We start from the raw sequence: 22,772 nt of genomic DNA on the forward strand, positions 1-22,772 counted from the left end.
GCGAGCGGTGGCGGCGCCGGTGTTCGCCCTGGACGCGTTCGCCGACCACCGGCGCGGCAACGGAAGCCTGGTCGGGCCGCGGGGAGCCGGTCCGCGCACCGGCTCCCGGTCAGCTCAGCAACCAGGCGACGTCGCGCACCAGCGCGTGCCGCCAGCCGGCGCGGTCGTGGCCGGAGGGGGAGCGGTTCACCCGCACCGTCGCACCCGCCTGCGCCGCAAGCTCTTCCACGGCCGAGCAGTGCCGGTGCATCCGCGGCTCGTGCTCGCCGACGTCGAACGCGACCCGCAGCCCGGACAGGTCCGGCAGCGCCCCGAGGCGTTCCGCGATCTCGCCACCTGCCGGGCCGTCGAGCGACAGGCCGTGCTGAGGGAGGTCGCGCTTCCACCAGAACGACCCCGACTGGCACGCCACCCGCGTCACCAGCGAGGGGAAGTCCAGCGCGGCCCGGAACGCGCTGAGCCCGCCCAGGCTCTGCCCGGCCACCACGAACCTGGACAGGTCCACCGCTACGCCGTTCGAGGCGAGCAACGGCAGCAGCTCGTCCCGAATCGCCTGCCACAGCGCGGAAGAGCTGTACTCGGCATCACGATCACGAGGCGTGGGAAGGAAAACGAGCGTCGCGGCGGGCATCTCGCCGTTCTTCACCGCCGACTCGAACGCCGCCACGGCAGGATGCGCGTACATCCAGTCGTCGCCGTCGAGCAGCAGCACGACCGGCTCACCGCCCTGGTGCACGCGAACGGTCTTGCGCCCCAGCGCACCGTTCCACCTGATGCGCAGCGAGGGCACGTCCAGCACCTCGTCCGGTCCGACGACGGGCCAGTGCGGCTGCGGCTCCAGGTCCGGCGTGCTGAAGATCGACCGGTTCGGGCCCGCCCCGGCGGGGTTCGACGGGTCGGCGTGCTCCTCGCCCTCCGAGAGGAAGTGGTAGGTCACGCGCAGCCGGTCCGGCATCTCGACCTCGGCGGACCAGAGGTCGTCCTCCTCGTGCGTCAGCTCGACCGGGTCCAGGACGCTCTCGAACCGCAGGGAGGCAGGGCCTCCACGCCACTCGAACCTCGTCATCGGGCCACCGCCAGCTGGTAGGAGGAGTCGCGGCCGAGCAGTTCGCGGTGGGTGCCCTCGGACGCGACCGTGCCGCCGTCCAGCACGACGACCCGGTCGGCCACGTCGAGCAGCGCCGGGCTGCTCGTGATCACGATCGTCGTCCGGCCGCGGCGCAGCTCGGTCAGGTTGCGGGCGATGAGCTGCTCGGTCACCGCGTCGACGGCCGTCGTCGGGTCGTGCAGCACCAGGATCTCCGGGTTCGCGGCCAGCGCCCGCGCGAGCGACAACCGCTGCCGCTGCCCGCCGGACAGGTTCGCTCCCCGGTCGCGCACGGCGTAGTCGAGGCCGTCGGAGTGCAGGGCCACGACGTCGGTCAGCATCGCGGCGGACACCGCCTCGTCCACCAACGTGCTGGTGCCGGCCGGGTCGACGTTCTCCCGCAACGTTCCCGCGAACACCTCGTGGTGCGAGGGGTTGACCAGCAGGTGGGTGCGCACGCTCTCGATCGTCAGCGACGCGACGTCCTGCTTGCCCACCCGGACCACGCCCGCGTACGAGGCCGGAGGCACGTCGACGGAAAGCACGGCGGCCAGTTCGGCGGCGGCCTGCGGCTGGTAGGCGGCGATGGCCACGAACTCACCGGGCTGCACCGAGAAAGTCAAGTCCCGCAACGTTCCGTGCGTGACTCCCGCGACTTCGAGCCCGCTCTCCGAGACGACCTCCTCGACACCGGGGGTCATCCGCGCGGGGGCGGCGAGGACCAGCGCCATCCGTTCGGCGGAGGCCCGCGCGATCATCACGTACTTGGGCATCTCCGAGAACAGCTTCAGCGGCTCGATCAGGAACTGCGCCAGCCCGACCGCCATCACCAGCTGGCCTACGGTGATCTCGCCCTGGAACGTCAGCAGGCCCGCCCACAGCGTCACCGCCGCCGCCAGCAACGAGTTCAGCGCCAGGGCCAGCCCGGCGTAGACGCCGTTGACCCGCGCCACGACGATCGACTGCTGCTTCGCCTCGGTGCTCACCCGGCGGTAGGCCTGGAACGCCGCGTAGCTGCCGCCGAACCCGTGCAGCGGCCGCAGTCCGGCGATCAGGTCGGACACCTTCGCCCCGGCCCGCGCCACCTTCGCCTGCTGCACCTGGGTGTTGCTGCCGATCCGCCGGGACATCACGCTGAGCACCGTCAGGATCGCCGCCGTGCCGGCGAACACCAGCACGCCCAGCGGCACGCTGATCACCACCAGCACGACACCCGTGATGGCCACCGACACCAGCGCGCTGACCAGCAGCGGCACCACCTCGATGATGTCCGCGGTCTGGTCGGCGTCCTCGGTGGCGACGGTGAGAACCTCGCCGGACTTCAGGTCGACCTCGCGCGCCACCGGCTGCAGGCCGCGGTTCGCGACCTCGACCCGCCACCGGTGTGCCTCGGTCGTGTTCGCCTTCTGCAGGATCCGCATGCCGAAGCGCCACGAGTACGACACCGTGGCCATCACGAGACCGAGCGCGAGCAGCGCCAGCCCGAGGGAGCTGAGCCGACCCCCGCGCAGCGCGTACTCGACGATCACGCCGAGCAGGATGGGCACGGCGGTCTCGGCGGCCTGGTAGGACCCCATGAGCAGGGTCCCGGACGCCATGGCGCCTCGGTTGCGGCGCAAGGCGATCCGCAGGATCTCCTTGCCGGTGCGGACTTCAGTGTTCGTCAACGTGGCGCGCAATCGCTTCGGGGGTGGAGAGGGACAGCAGGTCGCGGATCGTGACGACGGGACCGAACTCGCGGCGGAGCAGACCGATGAGCCGCACCGCGAGCATCGAGTGCCCGCCCAGGTCGGTGAAGCCGCTCGCCATGCCCACCTCGTCCTCGTCGAGATCGAGCGCCTCCGCGAACATCTCGCGGACGAGCGTCTCGGTCTCGGTCAGCTCGCGGTCCTCGGTCTTGGTCATCAGGGTGCCGAGCGGACGGGCCTCGGGCAAGGCCGCGGTGTCCGCCTTGCCGTTGACCGTGAGCGGGATCGCGTCCACGGCGGCGTAGTGCGACGGCCGCAGGTAGTCCGGCAGACCGGCCCCGACCTCCGCCGCGATCGACGGGATGTCCGCGCCGTCGGCCAGGACCAGGTAGGCCGCGAGCCGGTGCGCGCCGTCGACCTGCGGGTCGGCCTGCGCGACGGCCGCGACGAACCGGACGCCCGGATGCGCCGCGAACCGCGCCTCGACCTCGCCCAGCTCGACGCGGTGGCCGCGGATCTTGACCTGCTTGTCCGTGCGGCCCAGGTAGAGCAGGTTGCCGTCCGGGCGCCGGATCACCAGGTCACCGGTCCGGTACATCCGCTCACCGGGCACCCACGGGCACGCCACGAACCGTTCGGCGGACTGCCCCGGCTGCCCGAGGTAGCCGCGCGCGATGCCCACGCCCGACACGTAGAGCTCACCGGGAACGCCGTCCGGCACGTGCCGCAGCCACGGGTCGAGGACGTAGACGTCGGTGTTGTCGATCGCCACACCGACCACCGGGTCGACGCAGTCGAACGTGCCGACGCCCAGCGTGTTGATCGTGTACTCCGTCGGCCCGTAGAGGTTGTAGCCGATCGTGCCGGGGGTGTCCGCGAGCTGCTGCCACAGCGTCGGCGTGACCGCCTCACCGCCCAGCAGCACCAGCGCCGGCTTGTGCTCGGCGCCCAGAAGTCCTTCGGCCACCAGCTGCTGCGCGTAGGTCGGCGTCACGTTGATGACGTCGATCTCGTGGTGCAGGCAGTACTCGACCAGCCCGGTCGCGTCCCGGCGCAGCTCCTCGTCGCAGATGTGCACCTCGTGGCCGTCGGCGAGCCAGAGCAGCTCCTCCCACGACATGTCGAAGGCGAACGACACGGTGTGCGCGATCCGGAACGTGCGGTGCCCGTGCTCGGCCAGCACCGGCTCGAAGATCCGCCGCTGGTGGTTGACCAGCATGTTGGTCAGGCCGGCGTACTCGGTCACGACGCCCTTGGGCTTGCCCGTCGAGCCCGAGGTGTAGATCGTGTAGGCCGCGTGCTTGAGCCTGTTCGGGTCGTCCGGCGCGAACGTGGTCACCGGCTCCGCGTCCGGCCACGGCTCGTCCAGCTTGAACGTGGTGCCCTGGATCCTCGGCGCCACCGCGCTCGTCGTGATGACCAACGACGGCCGCGCGTCGTCGATGATCGCGGCGATCCGCTCGTCCGGGTGGTCCAGCTCCAGCGGCACGTACGCCGCGCCGCAGCGCAGGATGCCGAACAGCGCCACGACCCAGTCCATCGACCGCGGCACCGCGATGGCGACCGACGTCTCGACGCCGATCCCCTTGCCGGACAACACCCCGGCGAGGTGCCGGCTCCGGTCGCGCAGCTCCGCGAAGGTCATCGTCCTGCCGTGCGCCACGAGTGCGACCCGGCCGGGGTTGCGGTCTGCCGCCTGGTCGAACAGGTCGACCACGGTGAGGTCGCCGAAGTCGTTGGCGGGGTTGAGCTCCGGCGTGACCACCGAACCGCCGACCGAGCCGAGCAGCCCGTCCGCGCGGGTGAGCTCGTCGAGCACCCGCAGGTACCCGTCGAACAACCGCTGTGCGAACGCGGGGTCGGTGACGTCCGGCCGGTACTCGACCTTGACCGTGAGCTCCTCGCCCGGCGTCACGACCCACGTGAACGGGTAGTGCGTCGAGTCCTCCGCCTCGTGGGCGGTGATCCCGTTCTTCGCGTTGAACTCGGTGAACGTGTCGTCGTCGAGGAAGTTCTGCAGCACGAACAGGCTGTCGAACAGCTCGTCGTGGCCGCTCGCCCGCTGGATCTCACCGAGCCCGAAGTGCTCGTGCTCCATCGTCGCGACCCGCGAAGCCTGCACGGACGCCAGGAACTCGCCCACGGTGTCGTGCGGCCGCGCGGTCACCCGCATCGGCACGGTGTTCAGCAGGACGCCGACGATGCCCTCGGTGCCCTCCTGCTCACGTCCGGACACCGTCACACCGAACACCGCGTCGCCGCGGCCGGTCTCCCGGCCGAGCACGAGCCCGAGCGCACCGGTGACCACCGAGTTCACCGTCACGCCGTACCGGCGCGCGGTCTCCCGCACCCGCTGGGAGGCCTCGACCGGCAGTGTCCGCACGATCTTGGCCGGCAGCGAGTCCGAAGTGGACCCTCCGCCGAGGAGCGTCGGGCCGGGGAGGTCGGAGAGGTAGCCGGCCCAGAACCGCTGCGCCGCCTCGGCGTCCTTCCCGGCCAGGGCACGGGTGTAGCTCTCGAAACTCGGCGTGGCGGGCGTCGAGTCGACGGTCTCGCCCGCGAGGAGCGCGCGGTAGGCGTCGAACAGGTCGTCCAGCACGATCCCGCGCGACCAGCCGTCCCACAGCAGCAGGTGGCTGGTGAACAGCAGCCTGTCGTGGCCGTTCGGCAGCCGCAGGACCGTCAGCCGCACCAGGGGCGGCGACGTCAGGTCGAAGCCCGTGGCGCGGTCCTCGACGCGCAACGCCTCGACGGCGTCCTCGTTCAGCACGTCGACGGTCCGCACGGGCACCGGGCCGCTGACTCCCAGCACCTGCACCGGCGTGCCGTTCTCGTCGGACTCGAAGCCCGCACCGACGACCGGGTGCTTCGCGATGACGTGCGCGAGCGCCTTGCCGAGCGCGTCGGGGTCGAGGCGCCGGTCGAACGCGAAGAAGCTCTGCGCCACGTACTGCCCGGACCTCCCGGCCAGCTCCGCCTGGAAGTACAGGCCGCGCTGCAGCGGTGAGACCGGCGCGGTGCGCCGCACGGTCACCGAGGCGTCCGCGATCCGTTCCAGTGCCATCAGCCACCGTGCCGCGATCTCGTCCGACACGTCCTCGGTCAGCCCGAACGTGGCGCGCAGCGAGCCGGTGGCGTCGACCCAGCAGTTGACCTCGACCGCGTACGGGCTCGGCCGGTTCTCGGGATCGACGTGCAGCGCCTGCGACTCGCTGCCGCGGCCGAGGTAGTTGAACAGCACCTGGGGAGCGGGCAACGCGGCCAGCACGGGTGCCGTCTGCGGGTTCAGGTAGCGCAGCTGACCGAACCCGACGTGCGCGACCTCGTCCGGCTGCCGCGCGACGACTTCCAGGGCCGCCGCGACCGGATCGGTGGCGGCGCTGAGCCTCACGGGCGCGACCGCGGTGAACCAGCCGACCGTGCGGGTGTAGTCGTGGTGCTCGGCGGCGGGGACGCGGCCGTGCCGTTCGAGGTCGATCACCAGGTCCGTCGGCGTGCTCTGGATCTCGGTGAGGGCGGTCCGCAGGGCGCCGCACAGCAGTTCGGTCAGCCCGATGCCGAGCGCCGTCGGCGCGGTCCGCACGACGTGGCCGGTGATGTCGGCGGCCAGCGTGACGGTGACCTCGCGCCGTGCACCGAGCTGCGGCGTGAGCACCGGGGCGTCGAGCGTCTCGACCCACCGGCGCAGGTCGCCGCCGGACTGGGCGTTCAGCGCCAACGCCGCGGCGTAGGAGGCGAACGACGTCGTCACCGGCGCCGGTTCGTTCCCGCGCATCGCGACGGCGAGGTCCTCCAGCAGGATCATCCAGGACACGGCGTCCACCGCGAGGTGGTGCACCACCACGACCAGCGTGCGGCTGTTCTCCAGCCACGTGAACGCCGCCATGACACCGGCTTCGGCGTCGAGCCGGTCCGCGGCGGCCTCGGCGGCCTCCTGCGGGTCGTCGGCCGACACCACGACGTCTGCTTCGGCAGCGGGTTCGGTGCGCAGCGACCACACGCCGTGGTCCGTGTTCAGGCGCAGGCGCAACGCGGGATGCGCCGCCACGACGGCGTTCGCCGCGCGCCTGGCGTTCTCCAGGCTCGCGCACTCCAGCTGCCTGGCCTGCGCGAAGCGGTCGAGCGACCCACCGGCTTCCCGCAGCCGCAACACGATCGGCGTCGGTACGACCGGGCCGTCGGAGATCTCCTCGGGGGCCGGGGCCGTCTGCTCCGCGGTCCGCGCGGCGAACTTCTGCGCAAGCGCTCGCGGGGTCTTGTGCAGGAACATGTCGCGAGGCGAGAACCTCACCCCCAGCGCCCTGGCCCGGTTGACCACGCCGATCGCGATGATGCTGTCACCGCCCGCGGCGAAGTAGTCGGTGTCGGCATCCACATCGGACGACGACAGGGCGGAGCGGAAGATCTCGACCAGCGCGTCGAGCACGGAGGTGTCCGCCGCGACGACCGGCGAGCCGTCCGGTGCTGCGTCCTCGCGGGCGCGTGCGCGCAGCGCGGCGCGGTCCAGCTTCCCGCTGACGTTCAGCGGCAGCTCGTCCAGCGGGATGACCCGCTGCGGCACCATGTGCTGGGGCAGCTTCGCGGCGAGCACCGACGTGATGTCGGCGGCCGGGGTGCCCACGACGTGCGCGACGAGGTGGTCGGCCGTGTCCGCCACGGTCACGGCCACGTCGACCACGCCGGCGACCTCGCGGACGGCGGCCTCGACCTCGCCCAGTTCGATGCGGAAGCCGTGCAGCTGCACCTGGTCGTCGCTGCGGCCGAGGAACTCGATCTCGCCGTCGAGGTTCCACTGCGCCAGGTCACCGGTGTGGTACATCCGGGACCCGTCGCCCGCGAACGGGTCGGCGACGAAGCGGCTCGCCGAGAGCCCCGGCCGGTTCGAGTAGCCGTACGAGACCTGCGGGCCGGATAGGTAGAGCGTGCCGGGGACACCGGGCCCGACCGGCCGCAACCGGTCGTCGAGCACGTAGGTCCGCTGGCCGGGCACGGGTGTGCCGATCGGGCAGCCGTCGGCACGGCCGGGCTCGAAGTCGGAGTCGTCGAGCACGTGCCGCGAGGTGTACACGGTGGACTCGGTCGGGCCGTAGGTGTTGATCAGCTCCGGCCGGCGCGTGCCGTACCGCGCCACCCAGTCGCGCAACCGGCTGAGCTCCAGCAGCTCACCGCCGATGGAGAACCGGCGCACGGAGGTGACCGGCTCGCAGTGCTTGTCCGCCTCGATGAACTGGTAGAACGCCGACGGCGTCTGGACGACGTAGGTGAGGCCGCGCTCGCGCACCAGCCGGTGGAAGTCGACCGGCGAGCGGGTCAGCCCGCGATCGGGCACCACCAGTTCGGCGCCGTTGGTCAGCGCGCCCCACAGCTCCAGCACCGAGGAGTCGAACGAGAACGAGTGGAACAGCGGAATCACGTCGTCGGGACCGAACTCCACGTCCGGCTGGACGTTCGCGAGGTACATCACCACGTTGCGGTGCGAGACCACCGCACCCTTCGGCTTGCCGGTCGACCCGGACGTGTAGATCACGTACGCCGGGTGTTCCCAGGACGCCGGGGTGATCACGCCGGTACCGGGCACCTCGTCGCCGATCGCGACGACCCGTGCCGCGCCGCCCGCGCGGGAGACGATCGCGGTGAAGCGGTCGCGCTGTTCGGGCGCGACGAGGACGACCTGCGGCGCGGTGTCGGAGATCAGGTACTCGAGCCGGTCGTCCGGGTAGGCCGCGTCCAGCGGCACGTACGCGCCACCGGCGGACACGACCGCGACGAGCGAGACGACCTGTTCCAGGGACCGAGGCACGGCGACCGCGACCCGCCGGTGCGGCTCGACCCCGGCGTTCGCGAGCACGCGGGCCAGCCGGTTCTTCGCCTCGGCCAGCTCGCCGTAGGACAGGCTTTCGGAGGGACCGTCGATCCGGCAGAACGTGACGGCCCGCGCGCCGGGTGAGCGGTCCGCGGCCGCGTCGACCAGCTCGGCCAGCGTGGCCGGCTCGACCTCGGCGGAGCCGGCGCCCTTCGGCGCCGGCAGCTCCTCGCCGGCCAGCAGGGCGGTGAGGGTGCCGGTGAACGTCTCCACGATCCGGCGGGCTCCCGCCGGGCGGATGACCGCGGTGTCGTGCACCAGGTTGAACCACAGCGAGCCGTCGTGCCGACGCGCGACCACCAGGGTCAGCGGGTAGTGCGGCGCGCCCTCGTTGACGACGTCCGCGATGGCGAACGAGTCGCTGCGCAGCGAGGTCACGTCGGTCGCGACGTCGAACACCACGAGCGTGTCGAAGAGCGATCCGGCGCCGGCGAGCTTGCCGATCCTGGTCAGCGACACGTGCTGGTGCGGCAGGACGGCGGTCTGGTGTTCGCGCACGGCGTCCAGCAGCTCGCGGGCGGTCGTGTCACCGGACCACCTGGCGCGCACGGGAATGGTGTTGATGAACAGGCCGGCGAGCTCGTCGATGCCGGGCACGTCGGCGTCGCGGCCCGACACCGTCGAGCCGAACACGACGTCCTGGCTGCCCAGGATCCCGCCGAGCGTCACGGCCCACGCGCTGTGCACGGCGACGCTGAGCGACACCCCGGCCGCCCGCACCCGCTCGTCCACATCGGACGGTGCGTCCGCGGTCATGTCGGCGAACCGCTCGGACGGCATGTGGTCCGGCACGGTGATGGACGGCCCGGCCAGGCCCTCCAGTTCGCGAGCCCAGACCCGGTCGCTCTCCTCCGCGTCGCTCTCGACGAGCCACCGCACGTAGTCGGAGTAGCTGCCGCGCACGTGCACCGATCCCGGCGCGTCGTACTCGGCCAGCAACGCGCGCAGCATCGGCGGCACCGACCAGCCGTCCGCGATGATGTGGTGCACGGTCTGGATCAGGACGTACCGCTGCGGCGCGGTGAGCACCAGCGTGAAGCGCATCAGCGGACCGGTCGCGAGGTCGAACCCGGCGACGCGGTCGCGTTCGGCGAGCTCCTGGACCTCCTCGTCGGACATGCCCTGGCCGTTCACCGTGGTGAACACGGGCCGCACACCCGACTCCAGCACCGACACGACCCTGCCGTCGGCGAGGCTCGCGAACCGCGCGGCCAGGTTCGGGAACAGCTCGAACAGCCGCGCCGCCGCGTCCTCGAGCCGCCGGGCGTCGACGGCGCCGGTCAGCGTCAGCAGCTGCTGCTCGACGTACCGGTGCGCGGAGTCGTCGTCGAAGACGGAGTGGAAGTACAGGCCTTCCTGCAACGGCGTCAGCGGGAGGATCTCGCGCAACGCCGGGGAGTCCAGGGCGTCGACGTCGGCCTGGGTGAGCGGCAGCAACGGGAAGTCGCTGGGGGAGTGGCCACCGGTGGTGAGCTCCGCCAGGCCTTCCAGCGCGGCGACGAAGTACTCGCCGATCCTGGCGATGTCGGCGTCGGTGAAGACCCCGGACGGCCACGACAGGACCGTGACCAGCTCCAGCTCACCGTCGGCACCGGGTTCGGCGGAGGCGTTGAACTCCAGGGCGCGCGGCAGCCGCATCGCCGGGTCGCGCTTCTCGCCGAGCTGACCGGCGTTCTCCGCGAGCTGCCAGTCCCCGTTCGCGCCACCGGCGAACCGGCCGAGGTAGTTGAACAGCACCTGCGGGCGCGACGCGTCGAACCGTTCGCCGCCCAGGTACTTCAGGGCGCCGTAGGAGACGCCGTTGCTCGGCACCCTGGCGAGGTCTTCCTTGACGCGCTTCAAAGCCGCGCCCAGGTCGTCGACGTCGACCGGGTCGACCGTCACCGGGAACAGCGTCGTGAACCAGCCGACGGTGCGCGACAGGTCGGGGTCGCGCGGCACGAACCGGCCTTCTCGGCCGTGGCCCTCGAGCTCGACATGCGCGAACGTCTGGTCCTGGCCGTTGTCGCGCCGCCACCGGGCGAGCGCGACCGCGAGGCCGGTCAGCAGCACGTCGTTGACTCCTGCGTGGAACAACGCCGGCACGTCGCTCAGCAACGCGGCGGTGGCGGCCGAACCGACGGTGACCGTGCGAACCTGTTCGCCCGCGACGACATCCGCGTCGGTCAGCTCACGCCGGCCGAGCAGCTGGTCCACGCCCGGCAGCGCGCGCTCGTAGTACGCGCGGTCGGCCGAGAACGACGCCTGCTCCAGCAACTGGGTCCAGCGCCGGAACGACGTGCCGACGGGGCGCAGCTCCACGGCCGCGCCGGAGGAGACCTGCTGCCACGCCAGCGCGAGGTCGTCGAACAGGATGCGCCACGAGACACCGTCGATCACCACGTGGTGGATCACGAGCACGAGCTGCCGCGCCCATGGCCGCCACACCGCGCGCAGCATGATGCCCGCGTCCGGGTTCAGCCCTTCGGTGGCCGCCGCGACGCACTCCTCCAGCGGGGCATCGCTCTGCTCCCAGAGGGCGTGTCCGTCGGCCGGGATGTCGAACGACCAGCGTTCACCCCGGACGAGCTTGGCGCGCAACATGTCGTGCCGCTCGACCAACGCGTTCAGGATCTGCGTGAGTGCGTCGGGAGTCAGCTCGGCCGGGGTGTTGAGCACGACCGACTGCACGAACCCGTCGATCGCGTCCGTGGTCTCGCCGAGCCACTGCACGATCGGCAGACCCGCCACCGGGCCGGTCGGCACGTCGTCGTGGTCGACCGCCGAAGCACCGTCACGGGACGCGACGGCGGCGAGTGCGCGCGGGGTGCGGTTGACGAAGATCTGGGTGGCGGTGACGAACACGCCTTCCGCCCGCAGGGCGCTGAGCAACGAGATCGCGAGGATGCTGTCGCCGCCCAGCTCGAAGAAGTCCTGGTCCGCGCCGACCTGCTCGACCCGCAGCACCGAGGCGACGGCCGCGCAGATCACGGCCTCGTCGTCGTTGGCGGCGGCGGTCACCGGGCCGGTCTCCACCACGGGCTCGGGGAGCGCCCGGCGGTCGAGCTTCCCGTTGGGGGTCAACGGGAACTCGCTCATCACCACGACGTGCGCGGGCACCATGTACTCGACGAGGTGCTCGGTCGCCCACTGCTTCACGGCGTCCGGTGTCAGGCCCTCGTCCGAGGGCACGACGTACCCGACGAGGTAGTTGCCGCCGGCGGAGTTCTTGCGCACCACCACGCAGGTGTGGCGGACCCCGGGGTGCTCGGCGAGCGCGACCTCGACGTCCTCCAGCTCCAGCCGCATGCCGCGGATCTTGACCTGGTTGTCGACGCGGCCGAGGAAGTCGAGCGACCCGTCCGGCGCGAACCGCGCCAGGTCACCGGTCCGGTAGAGGCGCGACCCGTCGGTGGCGAACGGGTTCGCGACGAACCGCGACGCCGTGAGCCCCGGCGCGTTCACGTAGCCGCGTCCCAGCAGGAACCCGCCGATGTACAGCTCACCGCCGACTCCGGCGGGGCACGGACGCAGCTGGTCGTCCAGCACGTACAGGTCGGTGTTGGGGTTGGCCTTGCCGATCGACGTCGACAGCCGCTCGGCCTCGCCGCGGTAGATCACGTGCGAGACGCCGATCGTGGCCTCGGCCGGGCCGTAGCCGTGGTACATCGGGATGTCGAGCTGCGTCCGGAACCGCTCGTACAGCTCAGGAGTGAGCACCTCGCCGCCGCACCACACGTGCCGCAGGCTGGCGAGCTCGCCGTCGCCCGCGATGTTCAGCAGGACGTCCAGCATCGACGACACCAGGTACACGAACGTGACGCGGTGCCGGGCGATGGTCGCGAGCAGGTGGTGCGGGTCGCGTTCGCCACCGGAGCGCACGACGACGGTCCGGCCGCCGCACACCAGCGGCAGGAAGATCTCGTTGATCGAGATGTCGAACGACAGCGGCGCCTTGAACAGCGACGCGTCCGAGTGTCCGAAGTGGAGGATCTGGTTCACCTGCCACAGCAGGCGTTCGCTGATCGCCTCGTGCCGGATCATCGCGCCCTTGGGGCGGCCGGTCGAGCCGGACGTGAACATCACGTACGCCAGCTGCGCACCGCGGATCGCGACGTCGGCGGGCTCGGCGGAGTGCTCGCCGAAAGCCCAGTCGTCGAGGTCGACCGCGACGGCCTCGGGCTCGGGCTCCTGCTCCTGGCCGGTGCCCAGGAGCAGGACGACCTGCGCGTCGGTGATCACGGACTCGCGGCGGGACGCCGGCCACTGCGGGTCGAGCGGCACGAACGCGGCCCCCGCCTGCAGCACGGCGAGCAGGCTGATGACCATCTCGGCCGAGCGGGGCAACGAGATGGCGACGACCTGTTCCGTGGTGACGCCGCGGGTGATCAGGTGGCGGGCCAGCTGGTTGGACCGCGCCAGCGCCTCGCCGTAGGTGACCGCGCGGTCGCCGTCGTTGATCGCGACGGCGTCCGGGCGCTCGCGGGCCTGCTCCCGGAACAGCTCGACGATGCTCGGGCGGTCGCGCGGGAACTCGTTGTCGTTCCAGCGGGCCAGGTCCGCGAGCCGCTCGTCGATCGTCTGGGAGGTCAGCGTGCCGAGGGTGCGGTTGGGGAACTCGGCCAGGTCGTCCAGGACCCGTTGCGCCTCAACCAGGTCGACGCCGTGCGGCACGGGGATCGCCCAGCCGCCGGGCCGTTCGGTGACATCGGAGTTCTGGCCCTTGTCGGCCCACACGAGCAGGTCGCTGAACAACGTCGCGGGGGTGAGCTCGAAGCCGTCGACCGCGAAACCGGGGATGGCCCAGTGGCGCAGGGCGACGGCACTCGCGACGGCGATGGTCCGCTGGGGGTACTCACCGGCACGGCGCCGGACGGAGGCGATCCGGGCGGTCGAAAGAAGTACGTCGTGCTCGGCCATCTGTTCCATCGACGACTCAGCCATCCCTTCACGATCGGTGAAGGTAGCCTAACCTAAGTATTTGTCGTTCCGAATCGCCAAGCGGCCCAAAGTGCCGCGTAACGCCCGTCACGCGCGACAAGTTCTTCGTGAGTTCCCTGTTCCAGCACACGACCCGCGTCGAGAACGGCGATCCGGTCCGCGGCGATGGCCTGGGTCAGGCGGTGCGCGACCAGGAGTGTGGTGCGGCCCCGGCAGGCCGCGAGCGCGGCTCGTTCCAGCGCGGCGGCACCCTGGCTGCCGGCCTCGGCCGTCGACTCGTCCAGTACCACGACGGGGGAGCGGCCGAGCACCAGGCGGGCCAGCGCGATCTGGGCGATCTTGGTCACGTCGAGCCGTTCGCCGCCCTCACCGACCTCGGTCTGCAGGCCCTGCGGCAGCGCCTCGACCCAGGTGTCCGCGCCGACGGTGCGCAGCGCGTCCACCAGCTCGTCGTCGGTCGCGTCCGGTGCGGCCAGCCGGAGGTCCTCGGCCAGCGGGCCGGCGAACACGTGCGCTTCCTGGGTCAGGATGCTGACGAGCGCACGGGCTCCCGCTTCATCGAGGGTCGCGAGGTCGGACTCGCCGATGTGCACGGATCCGGTCAGCGGCGTGCCGGTCCCGGCGACCAGCGCCGCCAGCGTCGTCTTGCCCGCCCCGGTCGCGCCGACGAGCGCCAGCGACGTTCCCGCCGGGATCTCGAGGTCGACGTCCCGCAGCACGTCGTGCTCGGATTCGGGGTAGCGGAAGGAAAGCCCGCGCACCGACACCGGGAGCGGCCGCGCGTCGGGGTCCACGGCCACCGCGCTGCGCACGAGCTCGTCGCCGTCGGACTCGGTGAGCACGCCGACCAGCCGCGTCAGCCCGGCACCGGACTTCTGCGCCTCGTCGAAGAAAGCCATGATCAGGCCGAGCGGCACGAACAACTTGTGGAACAGCAGCGCCGCGACGGAGACCTGGCCCAGCGAGGACTGCCCGTTGGTGACCAGGAGGTAGCCGACGACGATGATCAGGCCGAGACCGATGAACTCGGCGCGGTTCTCCCGTCCGATGAACCGGCCGAAGAACCGGAAGACCTCGATGCCGATGTTGCGCACCCGCCACGACTCCGCGGTCACCTTGTCCCGGAAGGCGTTCTCCAGGCGGTAGGCGCGCACGGTCGCGATGCCGTCGAGGCCGCTGATCAACGCCTGCGCGCGATCGGCCTGGGCTTCGGAACGGGCGCGGTAGAGCGGCTGCGAGCGCGGCAGGTACCACCGCAGCGCGAGCCAGTAGGCGGGCAGCGCGCAGGCTCCGGCGAGACCGAGCCGCCAGTCCAGCCCGAACATCCCGGCGGTGGCGATGACGACCAGGACCACCGCGGAGAAGATGGTGGGGATCGCCGTGCGGAAACCCTTGGAGATGACGGCGACGTCGTCGCCCACTCGCGAGAGCACGTCACCGCGGCCGACTTCCTCGATGCGCGCACTGGGCATCCCGAGCACCGCGCGGACCGCGCCTTCCCGCAGCCGCGCCAGCATGTCCGCGCCCACCCGGCCGACGAGGTAGGTCGAGAACGCGGTCATGACCGCCCCGGCGAGTGCCGAGACGACGGTCGCGATGCCGATCGACCAGAGGATCGACGCGTCGCGCCCCTGCACGATCCCGTCCACCACGGTGCCGAGCAGGAACACCGGGACGATCTGCAGCACCGCCCCCGCCACCGTCGCCACCACGGTGGCGATCGGCAGGACGGGGGCGGAGCGGCAGTGGTCGAGCAGCCAGCGGGAGGCCTCCCGCCCGGACGCCGTGCGCAGGATCTTCGCGGGCGCGCCGGACAAGCTCGTGGTCACGAGGGGAGGCCTTTCGCTGGAACTGTTGTGTCAGAAGGAGGTCAGCCGACCGACTTGGCTGCCTTGACGAGCTCGTCCACCGCGTACGGCATGGACGCGAGCGTCGCCTGCGAGATCGCGGCGCCGACCGCCGGGCCCTCGCTGTCGAGGATGTAGTGGACCTTGCCGGCCTTGACCGCGGGCAGGTTGTTGAAGAGCTCGAAACCCTTGAGCGCCTTCAGGTCCGCCTCGTCGTTGATGATGAAGATGCGGTCGACGTTCATCACGTCGATGCGCTCGGGCGACAACGACACGAAGAACTTGCCCGCCGCGAGCTCGTCGACCTTCGTGTTGCCCTTGAAGCCGAGGCCGGTGAGGACCTGGCCGCGCACGTCGGTCGTGGCGAACGGGCCGATGGCGTCCTTGTACCAGGAGGCGACGACCGCGGTCTCGTTCGCCCAGGAGGGGTTGGCCTTCTTGGCCTCGGCGACCTTGTCGTCGATCGCCTTGATGGCCTTGGCGCCCTCGTCACCCTTGCCGACCGCCTTCGCGATCTGCAGCGCGTTGTCCTGCCACTTGGCGGAGAAGGGCTCCTTCTCCTCCTTGGTGCGGCCGACGGTCGGGGCGATCTTGGAGAGCTTGTCGTACCACTCCTGGGTCGCCTCGGAGTAGACGGCGACGATCAGGTCGGGGCGCAGCTGCGCGATCTTCTCGAAGTTCGGCTCGGTGTCGCCGTTCTTCATGACGACCTCGGGCGTGGTCGAACCCCACTTGTCCTTCACCCAGGCCCACTGGGTGTTGATGTCGGGCGACTTGCCCTCGGGGTTCGGGTACTGGTCCACCATGCCGACCGGGACTACGCCGAGCGCCAGCAGCGTCTGCTCGTCGGTGTAGCCGAGGGAGACGACGCGCTTGGGCGCTTCCTTGATCTCCGTCGTGCCGAAGAAGTGCTCGACCTTCGTCGGGAACGTGCCGCCGGCGGCGGTGTTCGATCCCGGAGTCGTTTCAGGCGTGGAAGAACCGCACCCGGCGAGGACGCTGGCACCGACGACTGCGGCTGCTGCCACAGCGGTCAGTCGCTTCCAGGTCATGGTCGTTCTCTGGCCCATTCGGCACCTCGTTCTTCGCTGCCCACGCGGCGGGGGAAATTAGGACAGCCGAACCTTATCACCCGGTTAGGGCAGGCTAACCAAGGTCTTGGTCACTCTTCGGTACCACATGCGTCCGGCCGATGGGGACGATCAACGGGCGCTCGCTGACGGGGTCGTCGATCACCTTCGCCTGCAGGCCGAACGTGTCCATCAGCAGCTCGCTCGTGATCACCTGGCTGGGATGCCCCTGCGCGACGATCGATCCCGCCTTCATCACGATCAGGTTGTCGCTGTAGCGAACGGCCAGGTTCAGGTCGTGCAGGACCATGACGATCGTGCAGCCGCCCTCGTGCAGGTCGTCGACGAGGTCGATCACGTCGATCGCGTGCGCGAGGTCGAGGTAGGTCGTCGGTTCGTCCAGCAGCAGCAGGTCGGTGCCCTGCGCGAGCGTCATCGAGATCCACACGCGCTGCCGCTGACCGCCGGACAGCGAGTCGACCGGGCGGTGGGCGAGGTCGGCGACGCCGGTCATGCGCAACGCCTCGGCGACGACGTCCGCGTCGTCGCTCGACCACTGGCGCACCCAGCTCTGGTGCGGGTGACGGCCGCGGGCGACCAGGTCGGCGACCGTGAGTCCCTCGGGCGCGATCGGGGTCTGCGGGAGCAGGCCCATCCTCTTCGCGACGTCCTTGGTCTTGAGCCGCGCGATGTCGGCGCCGTCGAGCAGCACCGTGCCCTGGCGCGGCTTGAGCAGCCGGGACAGCGTCCGCAGCAACGTCGACTTGCCGCAGCCGTTGGGCCCGATGACCGTGGTGATCACCCCGGTCGGGATGGCGACGTCCAGGTTGTCGAGCACGACCCGGTCGGCGTACCCGACCGTGACGCCCTCGGCACCCAGTCGGGCGGCATGGTTGCGCAGCGCGGTCATAGGCCAACCTTACTTAATGGAGGCTTACCTCAGGCCGCGCGTCGGAGGTTCGAGCGCACCAGCAGGTAGACGAGGAACGGACCGCCGATGACGGCCGTGACGACGCCGACGGGCAGGTCGTTGGGCAGCACGGTCCGCGCGATCAGGTCCGACCCGATCAGCAGCAGCGCGCCGAAGAGCCCCGACGCGATCACCGGCGGCACGGGCGAGCGCAGCAGCCGCATGGTGATCTGGGGCGCGATCAGCGCCACGAACGGCACCGGACCCGCGGCGGAGACCGCCACACCGGCCAGCAGCACCGCGCAGAGCAGGAGCACGGCGCGCACGACCGAGTAGCGCACACCGAGACCCGCGGCGACGTCGTCGCCGAAGTGCATGGGCTGCATCTGGAAGGCGACGACCAGCACGACGACGACCAGCACGACCATGACCCAGAGCGACGCCCACACCTCGGTCCACGACCGCGAGTCGAGAGACCCGACGAGCCACCGCTGCGCGCGGGCCACGTCGCGGATGTCGGCGAGCACCAGCAGCCACGTGGTGAGCGCCTGCATGACCGCGTTGACCGAGACGCCGATGAGGATCAGCCGGAACCCGTCGATGCCCTTCTTCCACGCCATGAAGTAGACGAGCAGGCCGGTCAGCAGCCCGCCGACGAGCGCGGCCGTGGACAGCCCGACCGCGCCACCGATCGCCGCGCCGCCGCCCGCCGTCACGATGAAGACCGCCGTGGCGCTCGCGCCACCGGTGATGCCGAGCACGTCCGGGCTGGCCAGTGCGTTGCGGGCGATCGACTGGGTCAGCGCGCCGGAGATCCCGAGCGCGACGCCGGCGATGACGCCGACCAGCGCGCGGGGCAACCGCAGGTCCATGATCACGAACTCGTCGACCCGCTCGCCCTGCCCGATGAGCGTCCTGAACACGGCGGGCAGCTCGATCGTGAAGTCGCCGATCGCGACCGACACGCAGAAGATCAGGAACGTCAGCGCCGCCAGCACGACCGTGACGAGCACGGTCCACGGCCGCCAGACCCAGGACCAGCGGCCGACGCGGAGACCGCGGTGCATTTCGGGTGCTTCCGGTGCGATGGTCATGCCTGCCTGAACTTCCCGAGCCAGACCAGCACCGCGAAGAACGGGGCGCCGATGAGTGCGATGACGATGCCGGCCTGCAGTTCGGCGGGACGCGCGACGAGCCGGCCCGCGATGTCGCCGAGGAGCAGCACGGTCGCGCCGAGCAGTCCCGCGTACGGCACCAGCCAGCGGTAGTCCGGGCCGGTGAACCACCGGGCGACGTGCGCGACCATCAGGCCGAGGAACGCGATCGGCCCGCACGCCGCCGTGGCCGCGCCCGCGAGCAGCGTGACCGCCAGGACGCCGACGGTGCGGCCGGACGCGATGTTCACGCCGAGGCCGCGCGCGACGTCGTCACCGAGGTTGAGCAGGTTGATCACCGGCAGGTTGACCACCGCCAGCACGAGGCCGACCCCGATGAAGATCGCCGAGACCGCGATCACGTCGTACCCGACGCCCTGCACCGAACCCGCGTTCCAGAACCGCAGCACGTCGAGCGTCTGCTTGTCGCCCAGCGCGACGGCGGTCGTCATCGCGGCCAGGAACACCGTGACGCCCTGCCCGGCGAGCGCGAGCGTGAGCGGGTTGCCCGCGCCGCGCCCGAGGCTCGAGAGCCCGAACACCACCACACCCGCCACCGCGGCACCGAGGAACGCGAACCACGTGTAGTGGACCGGGTTCTGCAGGCCGAACAGGTAGACCGAGAGCACCACGGCGAAGGACGCCCCCGAGTTGACGCCGAGCAGCCCGGTGTCCGCGATGGGGTTGCGGGTGTGGCCCTGGATCAGCGCGCCGGCGACGCCGAGCGCGAGGCCCGCCACCACCGCGAGCACCGTCCGCGGCACGCGCAGCGTCTGCACGATCAGCGTGATCTCGACGAGTCGCTGGTCGTCGCCGGGATCACCGAACAACCCCTGCCACACCTCGGCCGGGGTGAGCGAGCGCGTGCCGATCACCAGCGACGCCACCGCCATCACGGCCAGCAGCACCAGCAGGCCCGCCAGCCCGAGCCGGCGCCGCCGGTGCGGGTTCTGCCCGGGCGGTGCGGCCTCGCGCCCGCGTTGCTCCACGACCATGCTCACAACGGGCTACGGTAGCTCCCGCCGGGCCCGTTCGGTCAGGGCACCCTTACCTGACCCTGGCCTCGATGGCGGAGGCGGTCTTCGCGAGGGCTCCGCCGAGCACCTTCCGGCCGAGCAGCCCGAGCGACAGGCCGAGCACCTTGCCCTTGAGGTTCTTGCCTTCCCGGACCACTTCGGCGTGGACGAGCGTCGTGCCGTCGGCCTGCCTCGTGAACGTGTAGGTGTGGCCGGAGCGCCCGCCCCACACGTTGGAGTCCACGGTGGTCAGCACGACCCGGGCGAGGTCGGACCAGTCGTAGTGCAGGCGCTCCCAGATGCCGCCGGACCCCTCGGTCACGTCCGCGAACGTGTCGCCCCGCTCGTGCACCCGCAGGTCGGCGTCGGAGCTGTTGGGGAAGAGCTCCGCGCGGCCGGGGCCGAAGTCGGTGAGCCCGGCGACGAACTCCTCGGGCGTCGCGGTGGTCTGCTGGGTCAGGGTGATGGTGGGCATGTCGTCCGCTCCTCGTGTTGCTGTTGCAGGAGTCAGACTTCCCGGGCCGGGGTGTCGTTCGCGCCCGTGAGTCTCCCTGGTCCCAGGTGTGCGCGCAGGCGGTCCGCCTCCTCGTCGCGGCCCTGCGCCTCCAGCATGCCCAGCGCCCGCCGCCAGAGCTCCGCGGCCCGTTCCGGCCGGCCGAGCGCCAGGTGGGTGTGGCCGAGGTTCGTCAGCGTGCCGGCGGTGCTGTAGTCGTCGGCGGCGGCCCGGTACAGCTCGACGGCGTGTTCGTAGTGGGCGATCGCCGCCGTGAGGTCACCGCTCTGGTGCTCGACGCGGGCCAGGGTGTCGTGGGCGGTCGCCTCGCCGTGCCGGTCGCCGAGCTCGTGCAGCAGTTCGAGGGCCTTCGTGGCGGACAGGCGGCCCTGCCCGGTGTCGCCGACCTCCGCCGCGCAGTGCCCGATGTTGTTGTGCGCCATGGCGATCAGCATCTTGTTGCCGGAGCTCTCGTAGTGCTGGAGCGCGGCCTTGGCGTGCTCGAAGGCCCGTAGGTGCTCCGACCGGCTGGCCCACAGCCACGCGAGCGTGCCGTGCACGTCGGCCAGCAGCAGCGGTTCGCCGACCTGTTCCGCGAGCACCAGCGCTTCGCCCAGGTGGTGCCGCGCCTCGTCGTGGCGCTGGACCTGGCCGAGGCCGCCGCCCATGATCCGGTGCGCCACGGCCCGGTCCGCCGGGTCCCGCGCCGCGCCGAGGGCGGCCCGCCACAGCGCCAGCTCGTCGTCGAGATGACCGCGTTGCTGGTGGTAGGCGTGCGACACCCTGGCCAGCAGCACGACCTCGTCGTCCCACCCGCGGGCGGCCGCGGCCTGCTGCACGGCGCGGCGAGTGCCGCGTTCGGCGTCGAACCACGCCAGTGCGCCGGCCTTGTCCCCGGCGGCGGTGACGTGGACGCGCGGTGCGCCGAGGCTGATCAACGGGCGGTGCGGGTCGATCAGGCGGTCGTGGGCGTGGGCGGTGTGCACGTGGTGATCGACCAGGCGCCGCAACGCCTCCTCACGGCCTGGGACGTCGAGCTGCGCGGCGTAGGTGCGCACCAGGTCGTGCATCCCGACGCGGAAACCGTCGCCGATCGAGATCAGCGAAGCCTGCTCCAGCGCTCTCAGCGCGTCGCGCGTGTCCTCTGTGGACAACCCGGTGAGGGCGGCGGCCGCGTGCAGGCCGATGTCCTCACCCGGTGCGCCGCCGATCAGGGCGAACACGTCCTTCTGCCGGTCGGGCAGCGCGCGGTAGGACCAGGAGAGCACGACCGGCACGCTGACGCGCGGGTCGGCGTCGAGCGCGCCCAGCCTGAGCTCGTCGAGCTGGCGGGCGATGTCGGCGAGCGAGAGACCGGGTTCGGTCAGGACGCGGGCACCGATGATGCTCAACGCCAGCGGCAACCCTCCGCACAGGTCGACCAGCCGTGCCACGGCGGGCGGGTCGGCGCTCAGCCTGGCCGCGCCGACCAGGCTCGCCAGCAACGTTCCCGCCTCGTGGCCGGCGAGCACGTCCAGGCAGAGGGTGTCGGGGCCGCACAGCCGGTTGCGGCTGGTCACGAGGACCCGGCAGGTGGTGCCGCCGGGCAGCAGCGGCGCGATCTGCGCGGCGCCGGCGGCGTTGTCGACCACGAGGAGCACGCGGCGCCGGCCGATGACGTCCCGGAACAGCTCGGCTCTGGCGTCCTGGCCGGACGGGACTCGGTTCGCGTCGACGCCGAGCGCGTGCAGGAACCCGCTGATGGCGACGTCAGGGTCCATCGGCCGTTCGTCGGGGCTGAACCCGCGCAGGTCCACGAACAGCTGGCCGTCCGGGAAGCGGTGCAGGTTGTCGTGGGCCCAGCGCAGCGCGAGCCACGTCTTGCCCATGCCGCCCGCGCCCGCGATCGTCACCGCGCCGGCCGTGCGCATCACCTCGTCCAGCCCGGCCAGGTCCTGGTCGCGGCCGACGAACCGCGCCGGCGCGGACGGGAGCTGCCTCGGCACGACCGGCGCCGGTCCGCGGTCGCCGTGGAGCAGTTCCTCGTGCAGGTCGCGGAGCTCCCGGCCCGGTTCGGTGCCGAGCCGGGCGCGGACGGCGCGGAACTCCTCGAGCGCCTCGGGGATCCGCCCGGCCTGCGCGAGGGCCCGCATGTGTTGCGCGGCACCGTGTTCGTCCAAGGGGTTCCGCGCGGCGCGGGCGGAGATCGAGGCGAGCAGTCCGGGGCCCTGGCCGAGCCGCAGCCGGGCGTCGAGGAGGTCGGCCTCGGCGGCGGTGCGTTCGGCGGTCAGCCGGTCGCGGGTGACGTCGGCCCAGTCGCCGCCGATGCCGGTCAGCGGTTCGCCCCGCCACAACCGCAAGGCCTCGGTGAGGACGCGGGCGACCGCCTCGTCGTCGGTGAGTTCGCGGGCCGCGTCGCGGAGTCTTCGGAACCGCACGAGGTCCACGGCGGACTCGTCCGCGACGAGGACGTACCCGGCGGCCCGGCCGGTGAGCGCCACCGCGGTGCCGAAGGCCTGGCGCAGACGGGAGAGGTAGCTGTGCAGGGCGGCGCGCGACCGCCGCGGCGGGTCGGCGCCCCAGACGCGTCCGGTCAGCTGCGTCACGGTCACGACCTTGTTGACGTCGATCGCCAGCGCCGCCAGCACGCACCGCTGCCGCGCGTGCCCGAGATCGACCGCGACGCCGTCGACGCGGGCGCCCACCTCGCCGAGCAGGGCGATCTCGACCGTCACGGCCGCCCTC

General features: G+C 71.6%; 10 protein-coding genes. All 10 read right to left on the minus strand.

Annotated elements, in window-relative coordinates; genetic code table 11:
* Positions 1-109: 109 nt before the first annotated feature.
* The 10 genes from ORI60_RS25355 to ORI60_RS25400 all read right to left on the minus strand — a co-directional run bounded on the left by ORI60_RS25355 (position 110) and on the right by ORI60_RS25400 (position 22,762).
* On the minus strand, positions 110-1,066 hold the full coding sequence (locus ORI60_RS25355) for an alpha/beta hydrolase-fold protein (RefSeq protein WP_266040376.1): 957 nt from the start codon (positions 1,064-1,066) through the stop codon (positions 110-112).
* Entirely contained in the window at positions 1,063-2,754 is a 1,692-nt protein-coding gene (locus tag ORI60_RS25360) for an ABC transporter ATP-binding protein (protein WP_266040377.1), read from the minus strand. The genes ORI60_RS25355 and ORI60_RS25360 overlap by 4 nt, the downstream gene beginning before the upstream one ends.
* Entirely contained in the window at positions 2,741-13,561 is a 10,821-nt protein-coding gene (locus ORI60_RS25365) for a non-ribosomal peptide synthetase (RefSeq protein ID WP_266040378.1), read from the minus strand. The genes ORI60_RS25360 and ORI60_RS25365 overlap by 14 nt, the downstream gene beginning before the upstream one ends.
* A 29-nt stretch (positions 13,562-13,590) precedes the next feature.
* Positions 13,591-15,387 (minus strand): ABC transporter ATP-binding protein, encoded by a 1,797-nt coding sequence (locus tag ORI60_RS25370; protein WP_266040379.1) that lies wholly within the window; start codon positions 15,385-15,387, stop codon positions 13,591-13,593.
* Positions 15,388-15,428: 41 nt separating this feature from the next.
* Positions 15,429-16,457 carry an iron-siderophore ABC transporter substrate-binding protein gene (locus tag ORI60_RS25375; protein ID WP_266040380.1) on the minus strand — a complete coding sequence of 343 codons (1,029 nt, stop codon included), beginning with the start codon at positions 16,455-16,457 and terminating at the stop codon, positions 15,429-15,431.
* Between the two features lie 94 nt (positions 16,458-16,551).
* Complete coding sequence (locus tag ORI60_RS25380; protein WP_266040381.1) at positions 16,552-17,385, minus strand: ABC transporter ATP-binding protein; 834 nt, start codon at positions 17,383-17,385, stop codon at positions 16,552-16,554.
* 29 nt (positions 17,386-17,414) lie between these two features.
* Positions 17,415-18,479, minus strand: coding sequence for a FecCD family ABC transporter permease (locus tag ORI60_RS25385; protein ID WP_266040382.1), 1,065 nt, complete (start codon positions 18,477-18,479; stop codon positions 17,415-17,417).
* Positions 18,476-19,534 (minus strand): FecCD family ABC transporter permease, encoded by a 1,059-nt coding sequence (locus tag ORI60_RS25390; RefSeq protein WP_266040543.1) that lies wholly within the window; start codon positions 19,532-19,534, stop codon positions 18,476-18,478. The genes ORI60_RS25385 and ORI60_RS25390 overlap by 4 nt, the downstream gene beginning before the upstream one ends.
* A gap of 52 nt (positions 19,535-19,586) precedes the next feature.
* A complete protein-coding gene (locus ORI60_RS25395) occupies positions 19,587-20,030 on the minus strand; it encodes a hypothetical protein (protein WP_266040384.1) in 444 nt (147 codons plus the stop codon).
* A 32-nt stretch (positions 20,031-20,062) separates the two neighbouring features.
* Positions 20,063-22,762 (minus strand): AfsR/SARP family transcriptional regulator, encoded by a 2,700-nt coding sequence (locus ORI60_RS25400; RefSeq protein ID WP_266040385.1) that lies wholly within the window; start codon positions 22,760-22,762, stop codon positions 20,063-20,065.
* Between the last annotated feature and the right edge of the window lie 10 nt (positions 22,763-22,772).

It is taken from the genome of Lentzea sp. NEAU-D7 (genome assembly GCF_026242055.1).
In the GTDB taxonomy this organism is placed as follows: domain Bacteria; phylum Actinomycetota; class Actinomycetes; order Mycobacteriales; family Pseudonocardiaceae; genus Lentzea.

Bases quoted from the DNA above. Each gene is read 5' to 3' on its own strand.
- ORI60_RS25355 (WP_266040376.1), bottom strand. From the start codon at position 1,066: ATGACGAGGTTCGAGTGGCGTGGAGGCCCTGCCTCCCTGCGGTTCGAG.
- ORI60_RS25365 (WP_266040378.1), bottom strand. From the start codon at position 13,561: ATGGCTGAGTCGTCGATGGAACAGATGGCCGAGCACGACGTACTTCTT.
- ORI60_RS25375 (WP_266040380.1), bottom strand. From the start codon at position 16,457: ATGACCTGGAAGCGACTGACCGCTGTGGCAGCAGCCGCAGTCGTCGGT.
- ORI60_RS25380 (WP_266040381.1), bottom strand. From the start codon at position 17,385: ATGACCGCGCTGCGCAACCATGCCGCCCGACTGGGTGCCGAGGGCGTC.
- ORI60_RS25385 (WP_266040382.1), bottom strand. From the start codon at position 18,479: ATGACCATCGCACCGGAAGCACCCGAAATGCACCGCGGTCTCCGCGTC.
- ORI60_RS25390 (WP_266040543.1), bottom strand. From the start codon at position 19,534: ATGGTCGTGGAGCAACGCGGGCGCGAGGCCGCACCGCCCGGGCAGAAC.
- ORI60_RS25395 (WP_266040384.1), bottom strand. From the start codon at position 20,030: ATGCCCACCATCACCCTGACCCAGCAGACCACCGCGACGCCCGAGGAG.